This is a genomic window from Burkholderia sp. 572 (genome assembly GCF_040545135.1).
Taxonomy (GTDB): Bacteria; Pseudomonadota; Gammaproteobacteria; order Burkholderiales; family Burkholderiaceae; genus Burkholderia; species Burkholderia cepacia.
The window spans coordinates 51316-73362 of sequence record NZ_JBEPLH010000022.1; the positions used below are offsets into that span (position 1 = coordinate 51316).

26 protein-coding genes and 1 riboswitch are annotated in these 22047 nt (G+C 67.0%); of the genes, 5 read left to right on the forward strand and 21 right to left on the reverse strand.

What is annotated here, in order from left to right:
• Nucleotides 1–9: 9 nt before the first annotated feature.
• From ABIC51_RS31945 to thiC, 5 genes are all read right to left on the reverse strand, one after another.
• Nucleotides 10–1290: a sensor domain-containing phosphodiesterase gene (locus tag ABIC51_RS31945; protein WP_027787944.1), complete on the reverse strand. Its 1281-nt coding sequence runs from the start codon at nt 1288–1290 to the stop codon at nt 10–12.
• Between the two features lie 463 nt (nt 1291–1753).
• Nucleotides 1754–2680 carry a DMT family transporter gene (locus ABIC51_RS31950; protein WP_175855977.1) on the reverse strand — a complete coding sequence of 309 codons (927 nt, stop codon included), beginning with the start codon at nt 2678–2680 and terminating at the stop codon, nt 1754–1756.
• 142 nt (nt 2681–2822) lie between these two features.
• On the reverse strand, nt 2823–3071 hold the full coding sequence (locus ABIC51_RS31955; RefSeq protein ID WP_027787942.1) for a hypothetical protein: 249 nt from the start codon (nt 3069–3071) through the stop codon (nt 2823–2825).
• A gap of 194 nt (nt 3072–3265) precedes the next feature.
• On the reverse strand, nt 3266–3478 hold the full coding sequence (locus tag ABIC51_RS31960; protein ID WP_021162063.1) for a YMGG-like glycine zipper-containing protein: 213 nt from the start codon (nt 3476–3478) through the stop codon (nt 3266–3268).
• 249 nt (nt 3479–3727) lie between these two features.
• Nucleotides 3728–5659 (reverse strand): phosphomethylpyrimidine synthase ThiC, encoded by a 1932-nt coding sequence (gene thiC, locus ABIC51_RS31965; RefSeq protein WP_048024440.1) that lies wholly within the window; start codon nt 5657–5659, stop codon nt 3728–3730.
• A 124-nt stretch (nt 5660–5783) separates the two neighbouring features.
• A riboswitch (TPP riboswitch) is annotated at nt 5784–5900 on the reverse strand.
• Nucleotides 5901–6168: 268 nt separating this feature from the next.
• On the opposite strand from thiC, the gene ABIC51_RS31970 reads away from it, so the two are divergent.
• From ABIC51_RS31970 to ABIC51_RS31980, 3 genes are all read left to right on the forward strand, one after another.
• A complete protein-coding gene (locus ABIC51_RS31970; protein ID WP_027787940.1) occupies nt 6169–6444 on the forward strand; it encodes a pentapeptide MXKDX repeat protein in 276 nt (91 codons plus the stop codon).
• Nucleotides 6445–6536: 92 nt separating this feature from the next.
• Nucleotides 6537–7169: a cytochrome b/b6 domain-containing protein gene (locus tag ABIC51_RS31975; RefSeq protein WP_027787939.1), complete on the forward strand. Its 633-nt coding sequence runs from the start codon at nt 6537–6539 to the stop codon at nt 7167–7169.
• 29 nt (nt 7170–7198) lie between these two features.
• The gene (locus ABIC51_RS31980; RefSeq protein ID WP_021162060.1) at nt 7199–7987 is read left to right on the forward strand and encodes a molybdopterin-dependent oxidoreductase; all 789 of its coding nucleotides are present in this window, start codon (nt 7199–7201) and stop codon (nt 7985–7987) included.
• A gap of 40 nt (nt 7988–8027) precedes the next feature.
• On the opposite strand, the gene ABIC51_RS31985 is transcribed toward ABIC51_RS31980, so the two are convergent.
• Both ABIC51_RS31985 and ABIC51_RS31990 read right to left on the reverse strand, forming a co-directional pair.
• Entirely contained in the window at nt 8028–8309 is a 282-nt protein-coding gene (locus ABIC51_RS31985; protein WP_021162059.1) for a helix-turn-helix domain-containing protein, read from the reverse strand.
• Nucleotides 8306–8659 (reverse strand): type II toxin-antitoxin system RelE/ParE family toxin, encoded by a 354-nt coding sequence (locus tag ABIC51_RS31990; protein ID WP_060173781.1) that lies wholly within the window; start codon nt 8657–8659, stop codon nt 8306–8308. Before ABIC51_RS31990 ends, ABIC51_RS31985 begins: the two co-directional genes overlap by 4 nt.
• 505 nt (nt 8660–9164) lie before the next feature.
• Here ABIC51_RS31990 and ABIC51_RS31995 point away from each other — a divergent pair.
• Nucleotides 9165–10337 carry an EamA family transporter gene (locus ABIC51_RS31995; protein ID WP_175855979.1) on the forward strand — a complete coding sequence of 391 codons (1173 nt, stop codon included), beginning with the start codon at nt 9165–9167 and terminating at the stop codon, nt 10335–10337.
• Nucleotides 10338–10358: 21 nt separating this feature from the next.
• On the opposite strand, the gene ABIC51_RS32000 is transcribed toward ABIC51_RS31995, so the two are convergent.
• From ABIC51_RS32000 to ABIC51_RS32030, 7 genes are all read right to left on the reverse strand, one after another.
• Nucleotides 10359–11558: an MFS transporter gene (locus tag ABIC51_RS32000; RefSeq protein WP_146253500.1), complete on the reverse strand. Its 1200-nt coding sequence runs from the start codon at nt 11556–11558 to the stop codon at nt 10359–10361.
• A gap of 229 nt (nt 11559–11787) precedes the next feature.
• Nucleotides 11788–12612, reverse strand: a complete 825-nt coding sequence (locus ABIC51_RS32005) for a phosphodiesterase (protein ID WP_146253501.1) — start codon at nt 12610–12612, stop codon at nt 11788–11790.
• Nucleotides 12613–12699: 87 nt separating this feature from the next.
• Complete coding sequence (locus tag ABIC51_RS32010) at nt 12700–13731, reverse strand: ABC transporter ATP-binding protein (protein ID WP_146253502.1); 1032 nt, start codon at nt 13729–13731, stop codon at nt 12700–12702.
• Between the two features lie 13 nt (nt 13732–13744).
• Nucleotides 13745–14659 (reverse strand): ABC transporter permease, encoded by a 915-nt coding sequence (locus ABIC51_RS32015; protein WP_146253503.1) that lies wholly within the window; start codon nt 14657–14659, stop codon nt 13745–13747.
• Nucleotides 14660–14669: 10 nt separating this feature from the next.
• Nucleotides 14670–15494, reverse strand: a complete 825-nt coding sequence (locus tag ABIC51_RS32020) for an ABC transporter permease (RefSeq protein WP_060357387.1) — start codon at nt 15492–15494, stop codon at nt 14670–14672.
• A 17-nt stretch (nt 15495–15511) separates the two neighbouring features.
• Nucleotides 15512–16540 carry an ABC transporter substrate-binding protein gene (locus ABIC51_RS32025; protein ID WP_021159576.1) on the reverse strand — a complete coding sequence of 343 codons (1029 nt, stop codon included), beginning with the start codon at nt 16538–16540 and terminating at the stop codon, nt 15512–15514.
• 73 nt (nt 16541–16613) lie between these two features.
• Nucleotides 16614–17639: a LacI family DNA-binding transcriptional regulator gene (locus ABIC51_RS32030; RefSeq protein WP_027787932.1), complete on the reverse strand. Its 1026-nt coding sequence runs from the start codon at nt 17637–17639 to the stop codon at nt 16614–16616.
• A gap of 794 nt (nt 17640–18433) precedes the next feature.
• On the opposite strand from ABIC51_RS32030, the gene ABIC51_RS32035 reads away from it, so the two are divergent.
• The gene (locus ABIC51_RS32035; protein WP_354006772.1) at nt 18434–19462 is read left to right on the forward strand and encodes a tyrosine-type recombinase/integrase; all 1029 of its coding nucleotides are present in this window, start codon (nt 18434–18436) and stop codon (nt 19460–19462) included.
• Here the strand turns inward: ABIC51_RS32035 and ABIC51_RS32040 are convergent.
• The 7 genes from ABIC51_RS32040 to ABIC51_RS32070 are packed head-to-tail and all read right to left on the reverse strand — an operon-like array spanning nt 19459 to nt 22004.
• Entirely contained in the window at nt 19459–19680 is a 222-nt protein-coding gene (locus ABIC51_RS32040; protein WP_354006773.1) for a helix-turn-helix domain-containing protein, read from the reverse strand. The two genes, ABIC51_RS32035 and ABIC51_RS32040, sit on opposite strands and share 4 nt — an antisense overlap.
• The gene (locus ABIC51_RS32045) at nt 19680–20012 is read right to left on the reverse strand and encodes a dimerization domain-containing protein (RefSeq protein WP_354006774.1); all 333 of its coding nucleotides are present in this window, start codon (nt 20010–20012) and stop codon (nt 19680–19682) included. Before ABIC51_RS32045 ends, ABIC51_RS32040 begins: the two co-directional genes overlap by 1 nt.
• Nucleotides 20009–20272 carry a hypothetical protein gene (locus ABIC51_RS32050; RefSeq protein WP_354006775.1) on the reverse strand — a complete coding sequence of 88 codons (264 nt, stop codon included), beginning with the start codon at nt 20270–20272 and terminating at the stop codon, nt 20009–20011. Before ABIC51_RS32050 ends, ABIC51_RS32045 begins: the two co-directional genes overlap by 4 nt.
• Nucleotides 20269–20748: an HNH endonuclease gene (locus ABIC51_RS32055; protein ID WP_354006776.1), complete on the reverse strand. Its 480-nt coding sequence runs from the start codon at nt 20746–20748 to the stop codon at nt 20269–20271. Before ABIC51_RS32055 ends, ABIC51_RS32050 begins: the two co-directional genes overlap by 4 nt.
• Nucleotides 20741–20893: a hypothetical protein gene (locus ABIC51_RS32060; RefSeq protein WP_354006777.1), complete on the reverse strand. Its 153-nt coding sequence runs from the start codon at nt 20891–20893 to the stop codon at nt 20741–20743. The genes ABIC51_RS32055 and ABIC51_RS32060 overlap by 8 nt, the downstream gene beginning before the upstream one ends.
• The gene (locus ABIC51_RS32065; protein ID WP_354006778.1) at nt 20890–21264 is read right to left on the reverse strand and encodes a hypothetical protein; all 375 of its coding nucleotides are present in this window, start codon (nt 21262–21264) and stop codon (nt 20890–20892) included. Before ABIC51_RS32065 ends, ABIC51_RS32060 begins: the two co-directional genes overlap by 4 nt.
• Complete coding sequence (locus ABIC51_RS32070; protein ID WP_354006779.1) at nt 21261–22004, reverse strand: hypothetical protein; 744 nt, start codon at nt 22002–22004, stop codon at nt 21261–21263. Before ABIC51_RS32070 ends, ABIC51_RS32065 begins: the two co-directional genes overlap by 4 nt.
• Between the last annotated feature and the right edge of the window lie 43 nt (nt 22005–22047).

Genomic DNA, 22047 nt, shown 5'->3' on the forward strand with positions numbered 1-22047 from the left:
CCGCGCCGGTTACCGCATCACGGTGCCGGCGCTGTCGAGTACGAAGTCGACGCAGAACACGACGAGCCGGCTCTGCGCGCGGATCGCGACGGCGGCCGTATAGCAGTCGCGGCCTTCCGTCAGCGAGAAATGCGGGCCCATCAGCGCGACGCGTCCGGGCGCGGCGATCGCGCGCTGGAAATACGGGCGCCGCGACCAGTTGCTGTGGGTCTCCGGAAAGAGCGGTGCGAGGCGGGTGACGCCGGCCTGGCCGTCGTCGGCGGGCGCGCCGATCGACGGCAGGAACTGCTCGCCGGTTTCGTCGGTGACGAACACGCGGCGGGCGGCCGGCACCGCGAACACGCGATGCGCGGCGTCCTGCAGGTTGCCGCTCGCGGAAAACGCGGCCGCGCCGGTCAGCACGAGCCGCTCGATCGCGTCGAAGCCCGGCTGCTCGGCGACGACCGGCGTGTGCCGGCGGGCGATGAAGCGCTGCCACGCGGCGTCGAGCATCGCGGGTGCTGCCGCGCTGGCATGGGCGATCGATGCGTCGGGCTGGCCGAACTGGAAACCCTGCACGAAATCGATGTCGGCTTCCATCAGCGCCTGCAGCGAATCGTCGTTCTCGACGCCCTCGGCGAGCACCATCGCGCCGGCCTGGTGCAGCATCGACACGAGGTGATGCATGATGCGGCGATCGTCGGCCGAACCGGTCGAACGTTCGACGAGCGAGCGATCGAGCTTGACGATGTCGGGGCGCGCGCGCCACACGCGGTCGAAGTTCGAGAATCCGGTGCCGAAATCGTCGATCGCGATCAGGAAGTCGCGATGCTGGATCATGTCGATCGTGCGGGCGAGCGCAGCTTCGTCGCGCGACGGCTGTTCGACGACCTCCAGCACGATGCGGTTCGGCGGCAGCGCGAAATGCCGGCACAGCGCCTCGACGAATTCGCGCTGCACGAGGCCCGAGTCGAGCACGCGCGGCGTGACGTTCAGGAACAGCCAGCCGTCGCCGATGCCCTGCGCGACGAAGTTGGCCGTATGCAGGCAGCGCGCGAGCCGGTCGAGCAGCAGCGCGTCGGCGTCGGCGCGCGTCTTGTCGAATAGCGCGGCGGGCGAGATCAGTGCGCCGTTCGCGTCGACGACGCGCAGCAGCGCCTCGTAACCGACGACCCGCTTGTGCGTGATCGACAGCACGGGCTGGAACACGCTGCGCAGCGTCGTGGTGCGATAGGTGGCGACCCAGCCGCCGGGCGTCGGCGTGAGACGGTCGAGCAGGGAGTCGAGCGAGAGGTCGCGGGCGGGCTTCATGTCAACGGAGCCCGGGGGCGAGCGGCGGGGCGGTAGCGCGCCGCCGCGCTGAAGCGGTCGCACGCGCCGGCGGACGCGAAAGGACGTGAGACATCGAGGCCGCCTTCTGCGGGTAAGTGTTCGGAGTGTAACGGGAATGGGGCCGCTCGCGTATCAGGGAAACTCCAGACGCACGCGGGTATGCGGCTGCGGCCGGCGCCGCCCGCATGCGTGCCGCGCATGACCGCCGCGGCGCGAAGGGCGCCGCCGCCGCACATGACAACCCGGCGGCATGGTGAGCATGGTGCGCACGATGAGGCGAGGCGGGCAATCCCGGCGGCCGGCAGGGCCGCGAGCGCATGTCGCCGTCAGACGAATGCCGGCGGCGCTGCGTCACCCTCCACGGCGACGCGGAGAACAGCCGGCACCCGGTCGGAAGGCATCACGGCCCGGCCGATGGCGATACGTGCACCCGAATGAATCGTCAGGTCGCTTCGCCGCTGCGCGGCCGGATTCCGGGAATCCGCTTGATCACGCCGGTCGCGAGCGCGGTGCCGACGAGCACGATCGCGCAGCCTTCGATCATCACGGCCGACACGTGTTCGCCGAGGAACAGCGCGCCCCACAGCAGGCCGAACACCGGAATCACGAACGTCACGGTGATGGCGCGGGCGGGGCCGACATGCGCGATCAGGTAGAAGTAGATGAAATACGCGATGCCCGTGCAGGCGACGCCGAGCGCGAGCACCGAGCCCCACGCGTGCGCGCTGACCGGCGCGGCCGGCCAGGTGGCGATCGCGAACGGCAGCAGCAGGACGGTCGAGCCGATCATGCTGCCGGTCGCGTTGACGAGCGGATCGACGCCGGTCAGCTTGCGCTTCGTGTAATTGGCCGCGATGCCGTACAGCAGCGTCGCGCCGAGTGCCGCGGCGGCGGCGAGCGCGGTCGCGGCGGCGCCCGTTTCGCCATGCGCATTCGCGATCTGGTTCCACACGAGCGTGAGCACGCCGGCGAACCCGATCACGAGGCCGAGCGCACGCGGCAGCGACAGCCTGTCCTTCAGCCACAGGTAGGCCACGAGCGCGCCCCAGAGCGGCGTCGTCGCGTTGATCACCGACGTCACGCCGGCCGACAGCGTCAGCTCGGCGAACGCGAACAGACAGAACGGGATGCCCGAGTTCAGTGCGCCGACGACGAACAACGGCCACGCGTGACGGCGCAGCCGGGTGCCGAGATCGGCGGGTTTGAAGCGCGTCAGCGCGAAGCCGGCGAGAAACAGCGCGCCGATACCGACCCGCAACGCCATCAGCGGCGCCACGCCGAGATCGACGACGCCGATCCGGATAAACAGGAACGACGCACCCCACAGGGCAGCGAGCACGGTCAGCAGAAGGGCGTTCTTGGGCGACATCGAGTGTGAAGGGCGGGGAAGGGATGCGGGAATCTTACACCCCGTTACCAGGCCGTCGTTTCACGTTTCGATGAAATGGCAAGAAACGGGAATGTCGCCGGTTGCCGGCACGCGATGGCCGCGTGCCGGCGGTCGAGCCCGGTCAGTGATGGCGCCAGCCGCCGTGTCCGCCGCGTCCGCCGAAGCCGAAATTGAGCGATACCGCCGGTCCCCAATAGCCGCCCCATGCGGGCGCGTAGGCAGGTGCCGGATAGTAATAGGCGGGGCCCGGATCGACATAGACCGGGGCCGGTGCAGCCGTGTAATAGCCGCCGGGATAATAGCCGTACGGGTAGTAGCAGCCGGCGAGCGTCACGCAGGCGAGCGCCGCGGCGACGAGGGTCCTGTTCATGATGTCTCTCCGGCGGAGCCGGCAATCGGCAGATGCTTAAGCTTAGGCCGCGCGCCGATGACACGGTGTGCAAAACGGTAACGGATCATTTCCGCACGGGCTGCCGGCCACGTTGCGGCGCCGCATGCGAAAACGGCGCTTCCGCACCGCGAAAACGCCGTCTGGCCGACTGTCGCGGCGCGCTGCGCCGCCTTTTACTTGCCGACCTGGTTGCCGATGATGCCGCCGGCCGCTGCGCCGCCGAGCGTCGACAGCGCGCTGCCGCCGATCGCCGCGCCGGCAACGCCGCCGACACCTGCACCGATTGCCGTATCGCGCTGGCGTCGTGACATCGAATCGCAGGCCGACAGGCTGGCCACCGTCGCGACGAGCAGAGCGCATACCCCAAAACGCCGAATCGAGTTCATGATCGTTGTCCTTGTGGTAGTGAACGGAGGTCGCGCGACCGGCTGGCGACCGCGCATGACCCCAATCTACGCGCCGTCCCATGGGGCTGCTGTAAGGACTTGTTAAGGCTCGGGCGGTTTCGTAATCATTTGTTTCCCTCGCGCCGGCAGGCACGCGGTGTGCACACGCACAAAAAAGCCCGCTCGAAAGCGGGCTTGCGCAGCGCCGAAGCGCGAGACGCGGCGGTCCGGGCGGACCGCCGCGCGTGCTTATTGACGGTGATAGATCTCGGCGCCGGTCTTGACGAACTCGACCGCCTTGACTTCCATCCCCTTCTTCAGCGCTTCGGTTTCCGACACGCCCTGCTGCGCCGCGAACTCGCGCACGTCCTGCGTGATCTTCATCGAGCAGAAGTGCGGGCCGCACATCGAGCAGAAGTGCGCGACCTTCGCGGAATCCTTCGGCAGCGTTTCGTCGTGGAATTCGCGCGCCTTGTCCGGATCGAGACCGATGTTGAACTGGTCTTCCCAGCGGAACTCGAAGCGCGCCTTCGACAGCGCGTTGTCGCGCACCTGCGCACCCGGGTGGCCCTTCGCCAGGTCGGCGGCGTGAGCGGCCAGCTTGTACGTGATGATGCCTTCCTTCACGTCGTCCTTGTTCGGCAGGCCGAGGTGTTCCTTCGGCGTCACGTAGCACAGCATCGCGGTGCCGAACCAGCCGATCATCGCGGCGCCGATGCCGGACGTGATGTGGTCGTAGCCCGGCGCGATGTCGGTGGTCAGCGGCCCGAGCGTGTAGAACGGCGCTTCCTTGCACCAGTCGAGCTGGAGATCCATGTTCTCCTTGATCAGCTGCATCGGCACGTGGCCGGGGCCTTCGATCATCACCTGCACGTCGTGCTTCCACGCGATCTGCGTGAGCTCGCCGAGCGTCTTCAGCTCGCCGAGCTGCGCTTCGTCGTTCGCGTCGTAGATCGAGCCGGGGCGCAGGCCGTCGCCGAGCGAGAAGCTCACGTCGTACGCCTTCATGATCTCGCAGATCTCTTCGAAGTGTTCGTACAGGAAGCTTTCCTTGTGATGCGCGAGGCACCACTTCGCCATGATCGAGCCGCCGCGCGACACGATGCCCGTCATCCGGTTCGCGGTGAGCGGCACGTACTGCAGGCGCACGCCCGCGTGGATCGTGAAGTAGTCGACGCCTTGCTCGGCCTGCTCGATCAGCGTGTCGCGGAAGATTTCCCAGGTCAGGTCCTCGGCCTTGCCGTTGACCTTTTCCAGTGCCTGGTAGATCGGCACCGTGCCGATCGGCACCGGGCTGTTGCGGATGATCCACTCGCGCGTTTCATGGATGTGCTTGCCGGTCGACAGGTCCATCACCGTGTCGCCGCCCCAGCGGATCGCCCACGTCATCTTGTCGACTTCCTCGCCGATCGACGACGTGACGGCCGAGTTGCCGATGTTCGCGTTGATCTTCACGAGGAAGTTGCGGCCGATGATCATCGGCTCGGATTCCGGGTGGTTGATGTTCGCGGGGATGATCGCGCGGCCGCATGCCACTTCCGAGCGCACGAATTCCGGCGTGATCTCGGCCGGCGCGTTCGCGCCGAAGGCCGCTGCGCCGAACGCCTGGCCCGGGTGCTGGCGGCCCATCATCGCGGCGAGCTTCGCGCCGTTCGGGCCGCTCGCCTTCAGGCTCTCGAGGTACTCGGCGCGGCGCTGGTTCTCGCGAATCGCGATGTATTCCATTTCCGGCGTGATGATGCCCTGGCGCGCGTAGTGCATCTGCGTGACGTTCTTGCCGGCCTGTGCGCGGCGCGGGTTGCGGTGCAGGCCCGGGAACCGCAGGTCGGCGGTGGCCGGGTCGGCCGCGCGCTCGAGGCCGTACTGGCTCGACAGGCCGCCGAGCACTTCGGTGTCGCCTCGTGCCTCGATCCAGCCCTGGCGCAGCGCGGCCAGGCCCGCGCGGATGTCGATCTTCGCGTCCGGATCGGTATAGGGGCCCGACGTGTCGTACACGTAGATCGGCGGATTCTTTTCGCCGCCGAAGCCGGTCGGCGTATCGGCCTGCGTGATTTCACGCATCGGCACGCGGATGTCGGGCTGCGAGCCGGTTACATAAACCTTGCGCGAATTGGGCAGCGGGGCGACAGCGGCGGCGTCGACGTGTGCGTCGGCGGACAGAAACTTCGGATTGGCGTTCATGCAATCTCCTGTATGAGCGCCGGACAGGCGCTTCGGCGCTTGCCCGGAGCCCTTGACGAATGTGGGGCTCGAGCTAAGCAGGAGACGAGGCTTGGTGAGGCGGCGGATTTCGTCAGAAGGATGGCGGCGAAATCCGTACGCTTCCCTGCGCTGGCATTATCCAGATCAGGTTCAAAGGGTATTTCTCACCCGCAATGCCGGTTGTTTGACCGCGCGCATTGCAGGACCCCCGCGTTAGCAGCGCACACGATACACTGGCTTCGCGGCGGTTTCAACCGGGAGAGGATCGGCTGCCCCGGTGCGGCCGCAGCATGGCGGGCGGTGCGATGGCCCGTCGAAATGGCAGCGCGCGTCGCCGCCGCATGGCCCCACGGCTTGGCCGGCCGCGGTGAAGCGGTGCAACATGGCGCGCTTTCGCGCAACCTCAAAAAAATTTTCGCAGCGGCTGTCATTTCCCGCGACGTCGTCCGTCTATTCGGCTCCTTAAACCCATGTGTTGGAGAGATGTCATGAAAAAAGTACTGATCGCCGCTTGCGTCGCCGCTATCGCCACGATTGCCACGGGCGCGTATGCGCAGAACGACGCGATGTCGCAGCCGGGTTCGTCGATGTCGAAGGACGCGATGGGCCACGACGCGATGGCCAAGGATGCAATGGGCCATGACGCGATGAAGAAGGACGGCATGAAGAAGCATGCGATGAAGAAAGACGCGATGAAGAAGGACGCGATGTCGCACGACGAGATGGGCAAGCCGTCGGGCGACAAGATGGCGCCGTCGAACTGACGGAGGCGGACGCGGCGCGGCCGGCGCGTGCGTCGCACGGCGGCCGCCCGCATCGCATCCTGTCTCGCCGACTCATTCCCGGAGTCTTCATCATGCAAACCGTTCCCGCTACCGGGCGCGCGACCGCCACGCCGCCCGCGCGCCCGATTCATCCGCTGTGGGTGCGCGCGAGCCACTGGCTCAATGCGCTCGCGGCGATCCTGATGGTGCTGTCCGGCTGGCGCATCTACGACGCGTCGCCGATCTATCCGCCGTTCGTGTTTCCGCACGGCATCACGCTGGGCGGCTGGCTCGGCGGCGCGCTGCAATGGCATTTCGCGGCAATGTGGCTGCTGGTCGGCAACGGGCTGTTCTACCTCGCGATGTCGATCGCGACGGGGCGCCTCGCGCGCAAGATGCTGCCGGTCACGCCGGCGTCGATATGGCGCGACGTGCGTGCCGCGCTGGGCGGACGGCTGTCGCACGACGACCTGAGCGTCTACAACGCGGTGCAGCGTGCCGCTTACCTGACCGCGATCGTCGATCTCGTCGTGCTGGTGCTGTCGGGGCTCACGATCTGGAAATCCGTGCAATTCCCGCTGCTGCGCGAATTGTTCGGCGGCTACGACAACGCGCGTGTCGTGCACTTCTGGGCGATGTCGCTCCTCGTCGCATTCGTTGTCGTTCACGTCGCGATGGCGCTGCTGGTGCCGCGCTCGCTGCTCGCGATGCTGCGCGGCCGCTGACCCGCGAGCCGCGGGCGAAGGAAATCATCATGTCGGAATCCGAATACAAGCGCGACGGTTCGCGCTGGACGCTCGACCGGAAGTCGCTCGAGCTGGACGTGCGTCGCGAGCTCGAGATGCCGTCGCGGCGCCTCTTCAACCGGCGCATCCTGACGCTCGGCGGCCTGACGATGCTGACCGGCTGCACGTTGAAGGACGACGCGTCGGTCAACACGTTCCTCGAGACGGTGTCGCGCATGAACGACCGTGTGCAGGCGTGGCTGTTCAGCGGCGAACGGCTCGCACCGACCTACACCGAAGCCGACATCACGCGACCGTTCCCGTTCAACGCGTACTACGGGATCGACGACGTGCCGCACGTCGATGCGTCGACGTACCGGCTCGTGCTGTCCGGCCGCGTGACGGGCAAGCGCGTGTGGACGCTCGACGAACTGTATGCGCTGCCGCACGCGGAGCAGATCACGCGACATATCTGCGTGGAAGGGTGGAGCGCGATCGGCCGCTGGGGCGGCACGCCGTTCGGCGCGTTTCTCGCACGGGCCGGCGCCGATACACGGGCGAAGTACGTGGGCTTCAAGTGCGCGGACGATTACTACGAGAGCATCGACATGCCGACCGCGCTGCATCCGCAGACGCTGCTCGCGTTCGACTACGACGGCCGCCGGCTGCCGCCGGAATTCGGCTTTCCGATGAAGCTGCGGATGCCGACCAAGCTCGGCTACAAGAACCCGAAGCACATCATGGAAATCTTCGTGACCGATACGTATCCGGGCGGCTATTGGGTCGATCAGGGGTACAACTGGTTCGGCGGATCGTGAGCGGTGCGTGGCATGCGGTGGCGGCGCGTGCCGCGATGCATCACGCGGATTCACGCACCTGGAGGTCGACGCGCAGGCCGACAGCCGCCGCCATGTTGACGAGCGCGTCGAGCCCGAACAGGTTGATCTTGCCGCGCAGCAGGTCGGAGACGCGCGGCTGCGTGACACCCAGCTGTTTCGCGGCCTGGGCCTGGCTGAGCTCGAGCTGCGCGATGCGCTGCTTGAGCGCGATCATCAGTTCGGAGCGCAGCTTCATGTTCTCGGCTTCGGCCGGCTGGCCCTCGATTGCGTCCCAGACGCTCTCGTAACGTTCGTTGGTCATCGTTTCCTCTCCATCATCAGCGCGCGATAGCGCCGGGCGGCCAGTTCGATATCGGCCCTGGTCGTACGCGCCGATTGCTTCCGGAAGCAGTGAAGCACGTAGACGGCATCGGCGAAGGTCGCGACGTAAATGATCCGGAATGCACCGCTCGCATCGCGCAGGCGAATTTCCCGCACGCCGACGCCGACGGTGCGCATCGGCTTCCAGTCGTCCGGCGCCAGGCCGCGTTGCACCTGGTCGATCTGGTGGCCGGCTTCGCGTCGCGCGGGCAGCGGAAAGCCGCGAAGATCGGCGAGGGCGCTGCCGACGAAAACAACCGGCTTCGGCGGAAGAATGGTCGAATTATACAAAATTTTGTATGGGTGGTGCGGGTTTTGAAGGAAGGTCGCGCAGGGCGCGCGGCGCGTGAGTCGACCGTCACGATAAGGGGGAAGCAGCGGCCGGCGTGCAGGACTGGCCGTTCGGCCGATGCCTGACTCGGGCGCGCTGGATCGCCGTTGGCGGTGGGGGCGAGCCGGCACCGACAGCGCATGCGCGCGGCGTATCAGGCCCCCGATTTCGCCCGTCCGCCGGCCGTAAAATGTCGCGCGGAAACATCATTCGCGATCCTTTCAGACAGGTCCGATGATGCTTTCGAATCCTTGATGCCATAATGCCGAGCGTGCGCAGCCGAAACGGTTGCGCGCATTTTTTTTGTCCCTCTGCCGCCGCCTGCCGGTTCTCTTTCGTCGCCGTTCGCACTGCCATGTCGTTCCGCACGTTCGCTCTGCCTTCCAAGTCCCGCCAGGACCGTTTGCCGGCATCGCCGGCGTCTTTCAGCGGAGCACGCGGCGCGACGTGCGGGCAGGCTGCGCGATGACGCCGCTCGACCGTCTCCTCGATTTCCTCGCCCGCTTCTCGTTCCGGATCCGCCTGCCGCAAAGCCGCGGCGGCCGCGTCGCGCTGGCGCTCGTGTTCATCTATTTCGTCTGGGGTTCGACCTACAGCGGCCTGCATTTCGCGCTGCAGTCGTTCCCGCCGCTGCTGCTGTCGGGGCTGCGCAACCTGCTCGGCGGGATCGGCCTGTTCATCTTCGCGCTGCGGCGCAAGCCCGAATGGCCGACGCCGCTCGAAATCCGCAATGCGGGGATCGTCGGCACGATGCTCGTCGCGCTGTCGTCCGGCACGATCGCGCTCGGGATCAGTTCGGTCAGCAGCGGCTCGGCCGCGGTGATGGTGGCCACGGTGCCGCTGTTCGCGACCGTGATCGCGGCGGTCGCCGGGCGGCCGGTCACGAAAGGCGAGTGGGCGGCCGTCGCGCTCGGGATGGTCGGCATCGTCGTGCTGAATTCGGGCGGCGCGGCCGCGCAGAATTCGGCGCTCGGCACGATCTGCGTGCTGGCCGGCGCACTGTTCTGGGCCGGCGGTGCGCATCTCGCGACGCGGCTCAAGCTTCCGTCCGACCTGTTCCTGTCCACGTCGCTGCAGATCGGCCTGGGCGGCATGATCTCGACGCTCGTTGCCTGGCTGATCGGCGAGCGCATCGAGCACGTGATGGTGGGGCCGGTGTTCGCGTTCCTGTACCTGATGGTGTTCTGCACGATGGCCGCGTACGTTGCGTACGGCTACCTGATCCGCCACACGAGCCCGATCATCGCGAGCAGCTGCATGTACGTGAACCCGATCGTCGCGGTCGCGCTCGGTGCGCTGCTGCTGGGCGAGCCGGTGACGATGGCGACCGTGGTCGCGACCGTCGCGATCCTCGGCAGCGTCGGGTTGTCGTTCGTGTTCGATCCGGCGCGCCGGCCCGCGGCGCGCGCGGCAGCCGCCAGTTCGGCGGCCGCGGCGGCCACGCCGGCGGCGGAGGCTTCGTCCGCACCCGAGCAGATCGCGGTGCCGGATGCGGCGCCGATCCTGGCGCCTTCCGCCGTTCCGCTGGCCGTGCCGACCCCGGCTGCCGTGATGGACCCCGCCGGGGTCGTGGATCCGGCGCCGGCGTTCGCGCCGCCGCCCGCCGCCGAACCGGCAGCGCCCCGCACCGACGCGTGACGCTGCCGTGGCCGGTCGCGTTCAGTCGCGCCGGCCGCCGCGATGGTGGAACCAGCCCGCCAGCGCGGTGAACGCCAGGCCGGTCGCGCACAAGCCGATCCAGCCGAACGCGTGCCATGCGGCCACACCGGCCGACGAGCCGAGCGCGCCGCCGATGAAATAGCACACCATGTACACCGTGTTCACGCGGCTGCGCGCCTCGGGCTTCAGCGCATAGATGCGCGACTGGTTCGAGATCTGCGCGGCCTGTACGCCGACGTCCAGCACGATCACGCCGATCACGAGCCCGACGAGGCTCGAGCCCGACAGCGCGAAGATCACGAACGACAGCGCGAGCAGCGCGATCGCGAGCGAGATGATCGCGCGCGGGCCGCGCTTGTCCGCGAAGCGGCCCGCGTAGGGCGCCGCGAGGGCGCCCGCCGCCCCGACGATCCCGAACAGGCCGGCTGCCTGCGGGCCGAGATGGAACGGCGCGCCGGCGAGCAGCAGCGTGAGCACGGGCCAGAACGCGCTGAATGCCGCAAACAGCGCGGCGCCCGTCAAAGACGCCTCGCGCAGCCCGCGCAGTTCGACCGCCAGATGCCACATCGAGCCGAGCAGCTTGCCGTACGACAGCGTCGACGTCGGCGAGCTGCGCGGCAGCCGCAGCACGATCACGGCGGCGAGCGCGACGAGCGCCGCGACCGACGCGGCAAACACCGCACGCCAACCGAAATATTCGGCGACGAAGCCGGCGGCCGTGCGCGCGAGCAGGATGCCGAGCAGCAGGCCGCTCATCACGGTGCCGACTGCGTGCCCGCGCTCGGCCGGCGGCGCGATCTCGGCGGCGAACGGCACGGCCTGCTGCGCGATCGTCGCGAGTACGCCGATCGCGAGGCTCGCGACGGCGAGCACGGCCAGCGACGGCGCGGCGGCCGCGACGATCAGTGCGACCGACAGGCCGGCGATCTGCATCAGGATCAGCCGGCGGCGGTCGAAGCGGTCGCCGAGCGGCGCGAGCAGGAACATGCCGGCCGCATAGCCGAGCTGCGTCGCGGTCGGCACCGCGCCGATCCACGAAGCGCCGTCGGGAAACGCGGAGCGGAAGCTGTCGAGCAGCGGCTGGTTGTAATAGATGTTCGCGACGGATACGCCCGCGATCGTCGCGAGCAGCAACAGCAGGCTGCGCGAATAGTGGGGCGAGGCGGCGTCGGTCGGATGGTCGGTGGGGGTGGTGGACATGGCTGCGCGGACGGAGTGGGGCGGCGCGGCGCGCGGCGCACGCATCGGGTGCGCAAGCGGGCGGGGGGCCGGTCAAGGCTGCCGATCATACCGGAGCGGCGTGAATCCTGCCGGGCGCGCGGTGGACCGGCAAAGCCGGCAAAGTCGGCAAATCGGCAAACCAGCAAACCAGCAAACCGGCAAACCGGCAAACCGGCAAACCGCCCGTCATCGCGCGCGCTTCACCCCGTCAATCGACCAGCTCGCCCGTCGGTTCGTAGAACGGATAAGGCCCGGCGCCTTCATCGACGTACACGTGATGCGACGTCATCCCCGTATCGGGCGCATGACGGTGAACCGCGAACGCCGGCGGCTCGAGCCGGAATGCGGACGGCGCGTCGATGCGCAGGTCGAAGGCGACCTGATGCGCGGGCGACGGCACCGCGGACGCGAGCGTGCCGCCGAAGCGCGTGAACATCGTGCGATGCACGTGGCCGCACAGCACGCGCTCGACGTTCGGATGAGCGCGCAGCAACGCGTCGAGCTTCGCGGCGGCGGCGGGCGCGAGGCGCAGCTTGTCCATGTGGCCGATTCCCGCCGCGAACGGCGGGTGATGCAGCGCGACGATCACGGGCCGGTCGCGCGCGGCGTCGAGCTGCGCGGCGAGCCACGCGAGCCGTGCGTCGCACAGGTCGCCGTGGCTTGCGCCGGGCACCTGCGAATCGAGCGCGAGCACGCGCACCGCGCCGACGTCGAGCGCGTACTGCACGAATTCGCCATCCTGCAGCTCGGCGCGATCGGCAAACGCGCGGCGCAGCCCGGCGCGGTCGTCGTGATTGCCGATCATCAGGTAGTACGGAATCTCGAGCGCCGCGAGCAGCCCGCGCAGGTTGCCGTACTCTTCATCGTGGCCGAAGTCGGTGAGGTCGCCGGTGACGAGCACGGCATCGGGGCGCGGCACGAGCGTGTTCAGTCTGTCGATGCAGCGCGCGAGCGCGGCCGCCGTGTCGACGCGCCGGTACGCGAGCTGGCCCGGACGCTTGATGTGGAGATCGCTGATTTGAGCAAGCAGCATCGTCGTTCCTCGGAATCGTCTGGTTGTTGTCGCGGCGGCGTCGCGCGTCGCGGTGGGGGGCTGCATGAATGATGCCCGAACGATGGATTACGCACCGAGCGCGATCAGACCTTCCGGTGCGATCGCGAGGCCGACTGCCGTGCCGCGTGCGAGCGCGATGCGGCCCGGCACGTCGATCACGAGCGCATCGGGGGCCGCGTGCTCGATCGTGAGCCGCGTGCGCTCGCCGAGGAACGCGCACGCGCTGACCGCGCCGCGCAGCGGCGCATGCGCGGGATCGGCGAGTTGCGCATCCTCGGGGCGGAAGAACCATTCGTCGGCCGCGTGCGGCGTGGCGACCGCGCCGCCCGTCGTCACCAGCGTGCCGTCGCGCCACTGCCCGGCGAGCCGGTTCAGCGTGCCGATGAACTGCGCGACCGTGCGGTTCGCCGGGTGGTAGTAGATGTCGCGCGGCGTGCCGATCTGCTCGATGCGGCCCGCGCCCATCACGACGATCCGGTCGCCGAGCTCCATCGCTTCGGCCTGGTCGTGCGTCACGTAGACCGTCGTCACGCCGAGCTCGCGCAGCAGCGCATTCATCTCGCGACGCAGCACGTCGCGCAGCTTCGCGTCGAGCGCGGTCAGCGGCTCGTCGAGCAGCAGCACGCGCGGCCGCACCGCCAGCGCGCGGGCCAGCGCGACGCGCTGGCGCTGGCCGCCCGACAGCTGGTCGACCGGCTTGTCCGCATGCGCGTCGAGCCGCATCATCGCGAGCAGCTCGTCGACGCGCTCGCGCAGCGCGCGCGGCTCGGTCTTGCGGATCTTCAGCCCGTAGCTGACGTTGCCGCGCACCGTCAGGTTCGGAAACAGCGCGTAGTTCTGGAACACCATGCCGACCTGCCGGCGCTCGATCGGCAACGCGGTGACGTCGTCATGGCCGAAGGCGATCGTGCCGCCGGCGTCCGGCGTGTCGAGGCCCGCGATCAGGCGCAGCGTGGTCGTCTTGCCGCAGCCCGACGGCCCGAGCAGCACGAGCGTTTCGCCCGCGCCGATCGACAGGTCGAGCGGTTCGAGCACACGCGTGCCGCGGAAGGTCTTCGCGCAGCGGGTCAGGGTGATGGAAGTGGAATCGAGTTTCATGTCTGCGAGAAATTCAGCGCGGGCGCTTCTTGAGCGCACGCGTGCCGGATGGATCGACGCCGAGCCACTGCATCGCGACGAGCAGCGGCAGCGTCATCAGCAGGAACAGGATCGTGTACGCGCTGCCGACTTCGAGGCGCAGCGACGCATAGGTATCGGCGAGGCCGACCGGCAGCGTCTTGGTGTCGGGCGTGTGCAGCATCCACGTGAGGTTGAATTCGCCGATCGACAGCGTGAGCACCGCGAGCGCGCCCGCGACGATGCCGGGGCGCAGGTTCGGCAGCACGATCGTGACGAAGCGCGTGACGAACGATGCGCCGAGGCTGGCCGCACCTTCCTCGAGCGTGCGCAGGTCGGCACCGGCCGCGACGGCTGCCACCGCGCGCACCATGAACGGCAGCGTGAACACGACGTGGCCGGCGACGATGAACCACAGGCTCATCCGGAACGCGGTGAAGCCGCCGTAGACGACCAGCAGCGCGAGCGCCGACGCGAGGCCGGGCAGCGCGACGGGCAGCACCAGCGACTCCTCGATCGCGCGTGCGACGCGGTGCTTGCTGCGCGCGAGCGCATAGCCGGCCGGCACGCCGACGACGAGCACGATCGCGAGCGTCGCGAACGCGACGTAGAGCGACAGCGCGACCGAGCCGTGATACTGCTGCCACACTTGTTCCAGCCAGCGCAGCGTGAGGCCGCTCGACAGGCCGCGAAAGTAGTTGACGGTGAGGCCCGCGAGCACCGACATCACGACGGGCACGATCAGGAACGCGCACAGCAGCAGCGTGACGCCCCATTGCAGCGCGGCGATCATGCGCGCGCCGGTGACGCGCGGTGCGCGGCGGGCGATGCCGTTCGCCTGCGCGGGAGCCGGTGCCGGCGAAGGTGCCGGCGAAGGCGACGGTGCGGAAGAGCCGGAAAGCGATTGCATGCGGGAATCCTCAGGCCGCGGCGGCGGCGGTGTGGCCGGTGAAGCGGCGCGCGAGCGCGAGCACGGCCCAGGTGACGATGCCGAGCACGATCGACAGGCCGGCCGCCGTCGCGATGTTCGCGTTCAGCGTGAACTCGGTGTAGATCGTCATCGGCAGCACGTTCAGGTCGGTGGCGAGCGTGAATGCGGTACCGAACGCGCCCATCGCGGTCGCGAAGCAGATCGCGCCCGCGGCGATCAGGCCCGGTGCGAGCGCCGGCAGCACGATGTCGACGAAGATGCGCCACGGCGACGCGCCGAGCGAACGCGCGGCTTCCTCGAGCGACGCGTCGAGCTTCGACGCGGCCGCGATCACGGTGACGATCACGCGTGGAATCGAGAAGTACAGGTAGCCGACGAACAGCCCGGCGACCGAGTACGCGAACACCCACTTGTCGCCCGTGAGCTTCGCGGACAGCATGCCGATCAGCCCCTGCCTGCCGGCGAGCATGATCACCATGAAGCCGACCACGACGCCCGGGAACGCGAGCGGGAACGTGAGCAGCGCGAGCAGCACGCGCTTGCCCGCGAATTCGCGGCGCGCGAGCAGGAGGCCCGAGACGGTCGACAGCGCGAGCGTCGCGAGCGTGACACCCGCGGAGAGCGCGACGGTCTCGCCGAGGCTTTTCATGTAGCGTGCATTGCCGAGCAGGGCCGCGTAGTGCGGGAAGAATGCGCCGTCGGCGGACACACGGACGAGCGCCGCCATCGGCAGCAGCCAGAACGCGGCGAACACCGCGAGCGCCGGCGCGACGAGCGCGACGCGCCAGCGCAGCGGGAAAGTCAGGTCGAGCATCGGTTGCGTCCTGCCACTTACTGCATCACTTGCAGGTACTGCTGGCCGAATGCCTGCTGGCCGGCCGCCATCTTGCCGAAGTCGACCGATTTCGCGCGGGCGTATTCGCTCGCCGGCAGGAACTTCGACGCGACGTCGGCGCCGAGCGCCTGTGCGCGCACCGGGCGCAGGTACGCGTTGGCCCACAGCTTCTGGCCTTCGTCGGACAACACGAAGTCGAGCACCTTCCTGCCGTTCGCGTCGTGCGGTGCGCCCTTCACGAGACTCATCACGTACGGCACCGCGATCGTGCCTTCCTTCGGAATCACGAACTCGACGTTCGCGCTGTCCTTGTACTTCGCGCGATACGCATCGAAGTCGTAGTCGAGCAGGATCGGGATCTCGCCCGACAGCACGCGCGCATACGCGGTCTGCTTCGGCACGATCGGCGCGTTCGCCTTCAGCTTGCGGAACCAGTCGAGCGCCGGCTTGAAGTTGTCGAGGCTGCCGCCGAGCGCCTGGTTCACGGCGACCGCGCCCGCATAACCGACGAACGCGCTCGACGGGTCGAGGTACCCGACCATGCCCTTGTATTCCGGCTTCAGCAGGTCGGCCCACGAGCGCGGCACCGGCTTGCCGTCGAGCGCGTCCTTGTTCACGAAGAAGCCGAGCGTGCCCGAGTGGATCGCGAACCAGTAGCCTTGCGGGTCCTTCAGGTTCGCGGGGATGTCGTTCCAGTGCGCGGGCTTGTACGGCGCGATCACGCCCTTGTCCTTCGCCTGGAACGCCGACGACACGCCGAGGTAGACGACGTCGGCCACCGGGCTCTTCTGCTCGGCGATCAGCTGCGCGATCGACTGGCCCGAGTTCTTGTTGTCGAACGGCACGCGGATGCCGGTCTTCTGCTTGATCGCGGCGATCTGTGCAGCCCAGTCGGCCCATTCGGGCGGGCAGTTGTAGCAGATCGCCGTTTCGTCGGCGTGGGCGGCGGGCGCGCCGGCGATGAGCGCGGCGCAGGCGACGGGAGCTGCGAGCGCGCGCAGCAGCGAGGTCAGGCGAAAGGACACGGTAGGTCTCCGGGCGAGTGTGAGGCGCTGGGGTGAGGCGCTGGGGTGAAGCGGTCAGGGGCGGTGCGCGCGTTCAGGCCTTGCGCAGTTGCAGGTCGGTGGCCGGCGGGGCGACGGTTGCGCCGTCGCGCACCACGTGCGGCAGGATCAGCGACGAGCGTTCGATCGCCGCGCCGCCGATGCATTCGACGAGGCGTTGCCACGCGTGGCGGCCGATGTCGCGGTTCGGCGTCGCGATGCTCGCGAGCGGCGGCGCGAGCAGTTCGCCGATCGCGATCCCGTCGAAGCCGAGCACCGACAGGTCGTCCGGGATCGAGAAGCCCGCGCGGCGCAGGCCGCGCATCACGACCATCGCGAGCAGGTCGTTGCTGCAGAAGAGGGCGGTCGGGCGCGTCGCGTGTGCGGTGAGATGCGCGAGCACCGCATCGGGCAGCTCGGGCGCGTTGAAGTCGACTTCCACCGGCGGCAGCGTGGCGACGCCGCTTTCCTCGAGTGCCTGCGCATAACCGAGATGGCGCTGGCGTGCGCGATCCGACGCGGCGAGCGAGCCGGCCAGCATCAGCACGCGGCGGTGACCACGCGCGGTCAGCAGCCGCACGCCGTCATAGGCGGCGCTGCGATTGTCGACCGATACCGACGGGCGGCGCTGCGTGTCGTTGTGCATCAGCACGTAATGCGGGCCTTCGTGGTCGAGCATGTCGAGCAGCGGGTGCGTGTCCGCGTCGGCGACGGTGAGGATCAGCCCTTCGACGCGCTGCTCGCGCAGCGTCTCGATCGCGTGACGCTCGCGCGCCGCGTCGTATTCGGTCGTCATCAGGATCAGCTTGAAGCCGGCCGCGGTCGCGAGTTCGTCGATGCCTTGCAGGCAGTCGGCGAACACGGGGTTCGACAGCGTCGGCACGACGACGCCGACGAGCCGCGTGCGCTCGCCGCGCAGTTGCCGGCCGAGCGGGCTCGGGCGGAATTGCAGCGTGTCGATCGCGGTGCGGATGGTCTGCAGCGTGGCGGGGCTGACGGTATGCGGTGCGTTGATCGCGCGCGAGACGGTGGCGATCGAGAAGCCCGCGAGGGCAGCGACGTCCTTGATGGTCGAGGTCATTAACTAGCGCGATGTAAACGTTTTCGGCAGGGAAATTATCGAAAACGTTTGTGACTTCGCGATGACGCAAGCGATGCCTGTTTCGCAAAAAAGCACGACACAAACATCGGACGGATGGGGGCCGCCGGACGACGCGGGTTCGATTGTATCGGGGATGTTGCGGCGCGGGAGAAAATCGCGGGCGGCGCTGTTACGGCGTCGATTGCACGGGATGAATCCGTGCGGCGCCGGGAGATGTCGCCATGCGGCGGCGCAGAATAAGGGAACGCATGCGCAAGCAATGGTAGAATCGCGTCCGCCCTCTTGCCGGGGTGATGAAATTGGTAAACATAGCGGACTTAAAAGATTGAGTGCCCGGCCGGAAACGGTCGGTGCAGAACCCTTCAAATTCGGCGAAACCCCTGATGCGCGCATCGAGGCAACGCCGAGCCAAGCCTCGCGGCATCCGCGAGGAAGGTGTAGAGACTAGACGGGGGGCGCCTAAGGCGCATGGGCGGCAGGCAGGCCCGCGCGCGACGGTGAAGGCATAGTCCAGCGCACGAACGGCATCGCATCCGCGACGCCGGCTTTGAAAGAAGCAGTGTGACGAAAATCCGCCGCCTTAACTGGCTTGCCGGTTCGAGTCCGGTCCCCGGCACCACGACGATTCAACATGTACTTTCTCGTAAAGTTGAATCGTGTAGAAACAACAGGTTAGCGTAACTCACCTGTTGATCCATACAGGTATTTCTCCCCTCGTTATGGGGAGAGTTGTAGAATGGATTCCCCATCCGCTACGCACGACTCTCCCCACAATGGCATCAATCACCCCACACAAAGACGGCTTCCGCGTGCAGGTCTACGTCGGCGGCATACGCGATTCGAAGGTGCTGCGCACGCGCCGCGAGGCGAACGCATGGGGCGCTGCTCGCGAGGCCGAACTGAAGCGCCTGCGCGACATGCCGATTGCTGATCGGTACACGCTCGGCGAAGCGCTCACCGAGTACTCGACCCGCGTGTCGACGAAGAAGGGCGGAACGAAGTGGGAACAGAATCGCATCGCCTCGTTCATCAAGCAGTTCCCCGAGTACGCTGAGCGGACACTGTCGCAGGCCGGCACGCCGATGTGGGCCGAGTGGCGCGACCGGCGGCTTGCCGGGTACGTCGCGCCCGACGGCAAGAAGGTGATCGGCATCACGAACGGCTCGGTGCTGCGCGAGATCAACCTCTACCGGAACGTCTATACGATCGCGCGACGCGAATGGAAGTGGACTGATTCGAACCCGTTCACTGACCTCGGCATCCCGCCCGACAATGCGGCGCGTACGCGGCGCGTTCACTGGAAAGAGGTTCGCCGGATCGTGCGCTGGCTCGGGTATCGGACGGGACAGGAGCCGATGACGAAGAATCAGGAGGTCGCGCTCGCGTGGCTCGTTGCGCTGCGCAGCGGCATGCGTGCGAAGGAACTGCGCGGGCTCGGGAAGAAGACGCTGAACATGAAGACCGGCGTTGCACGGTTGGAGCACAAGATGCAGTACCTGACTGGCAGGCCGCGCGAGATTCCGCTACCGCGGCCCGCGCTGCGACTGCTGAAGGCTGTGGCTCACCGCGAGCAGTGCTTTACCGTCGACGCCGATTCGCTCAGCACACTCTTTCGAAAAGCGAAGATCGCGCTGCTGATCACGGGGATGACGTTCCACGACTCGCGAGGCGAGGCGCTGACGCGCCTGGCTCGCAAAGTCGATGTGCTGACGCTGTCGCGAATCAGCGGGATAAAGGATCTGAAGCTATTGCAGGAGCACTACTACCGCGAGACGTCCGAGCAGATCGCCGCGCGGCTTTAAACGTGCGCCTCGCGCGCCTTGTCGATTTCCTCGATGGGGATCAGGCCGCACCGGTTCAACCTAAGATCGCCGGCCTTCACCATCTTGCTCACGGTCCATCGACTGATCCCTAGCATTTCGGCCGCCTGTATCTGCGTGACATGCGTCGGGCGCGGGTGCGTTTCCGCGTAGAGCTGCACCGCGCGGCGGGCTACGTTCATCACTTCGTTCGTTTCCATCATCGTGCCCTCGTGGTCATAGCGAGCTCGACGCGGCGGCTGATCTCGCGATCGTAGCCGGCGAGCGTGGATTGCAGGTTGGGTGCGAGGCGCGGCCCGGCGCATGGCGTGTCGAGTGGCGCGCGCGACAGCGCAGCCGGGACGACCTCGTATGCGGTGTCGGTACGCACGCGCCGATCGATCCGGATACGACCGGCGTAGAACAACGTGTCGAGAAAGCACTGCACGAAAGCGGTCGACGTCCCGAGCTTGGTCGCGATCTGTCGCGCGGTGTGCGTGCCGCCGCGTAGGACGTCGAACACCGCGGTGCTGTTGATGCGGCGGCTGCTCACGATGCACCTCCTGCACGGGCGGCGTCGATGGCAGTGGCCAGCGCGTCGATGTCGGAGTCGTCGAGCGCGCATGCACGATCGGCCTCGACGACGTGCTCTGCGGCCTTGATGAGGGCCGTCACCTCGTCTCGCGGCTCCGGCTGCTGGGTGGCGAGGAGGGCGCGAGCGAATCCGATCTGATCCGTTGTTGAAGCGCCCTTAAGTGTCGAAAACTTCTCAGCCAGCATCAAAACGTCGATGTCCGTCAGCGTCACATTCATGATTGCCTCCCGTGATTGGCGAACTCGCCATGAAGTAGATCGGCAGCCAGGCAATACACTTCGTACGCCTCTTGTGCTGTATCGAACGAACCAAGGTGATATTTGCGACCGTGACATCCGATCTGAGCAACGAACCGGCCGCGCGTATTTTTACTTACGCCTTTATATCCAGTCGTGTTTGTTTTCTGCGGACCTTGGTTCCAGACGTTTTGGGATTTCGTGCACACTCGAAGATTGCATCTCCTGTTATCGAGCTTGTTCCCGTTGATGTGGTCAACGATCTTCGGATCTCCATTGGATAAGCCCATCACCATACGGTGAATCTTGACCTGAGCTTGGTCGCTGCCCCCAAGAGATACATTCGTGATTGCATAGCCCTTGTTGTCGATGTGCCAGCGGAATGAAGAAATCCAATCAAAATCACTGGCATCTACGATAATTTCCTTGCCCCTGGATGTTTTGATCGTCTTACTCATGCTTGGCCTCGTCGTCCGTGACTTCATATTCCCAATGCCCGTTGTCATGCGTCGCGAGAAAGTCCTCGGCGACAAGTTCGGCGCACACATCTTCGTAATCTTCAGGACGCTTGATGCGGATCATGATGTATTCCGGACGGCTCATTGCTTGACTCCCTGTTCAGGTTCGGGTTTCGCGGCCCGGTTCGACATGTACTTGGCGTGCGCCTTCATCTGGAGGTCGAACACCTCGCGCAGCATTTCGGCGCTTTCGAGGGACATCGACTCGGGCCAGCGCAGGCTGACGTGGCCGCCTTCGGGAAGATGAAGGCGCATCTCCTGATACCGGATTCCGCGTACCATTTCCAACGCAGCCTCCAGCTCGGCGATGCGTTTCTCGTGTAGAGCGGCTTTCTGTTTGGAAACGTCTGCGACCATGGCACCGGTCAGCAGCTCATCGATGGCTTCGGCGGCGACGTGGTTTCCGGCCGCCTTCAGATCGTCCGCGATCGAGCGGTAGCGGTGGTAATCGCTCATCGCTTGGCTCCTTCGAGAAGGGCGCGAAGGTCCTGCGCGCGTCGATGCATCAGCGATCCGGGAGTCGGTTCATCTGCTTCGGCTGTGAGAACCGCCCACCAAATCGATTTGCGCTGCTCGTCCGTCAACTGCCGAGTGGCGACCTGCGCGGGCGGGGCGGTGTAGACGACGCGCGTGAGCGCCGGATCGCTTTTCTTCCGCTCGTAGATCTTATGTGGCACGTCGAGCCACGCGCCTTCCTCGGTCAGGATTTGATAGACCGCCGCCTCTTGCCCCGCTGCCGCTGCGGGCTGCGATGCTGCCGCGCGGGCTTGCCCAAGCTCGTCGAGCAACATGTTGACCGCGCGATTCATCTGGTCCGCGACTTGACTGTTCGCATACTCTCGGACTGCGTCGAGCGCAGCGGACACCGCGTTGATTGTCTTGGTGCTGGCGATAAGGCTCGGTTTGGGCCGCTCGTCTGCCTGCGCTGCCGCTGCATCTGCGTAGGGAGGTTGCGGGGCATGCTGAAGTTGATCCGCGAACTGCGCAAACTCACGCCGGTCGTCATCGTCCATAAGTCGATTTTCGACGCACGCCAGACTTGCCGCGATGATGAGCTCTGCAAGCGGCTTCGTGCCACGGTTCCTCGGGACAAGCATCCACCCTGCGGGAATCGCAGAAAGCGCGGGGCGGTCATAAAGCGGTGTCCACGCACCAGACTTGCGCCGCACGTCGCATATGCGCTCATCGGTGTCCATGATCGGGCCTTCGAAGCCGCCGTCACTGCGATACCGCACCCAT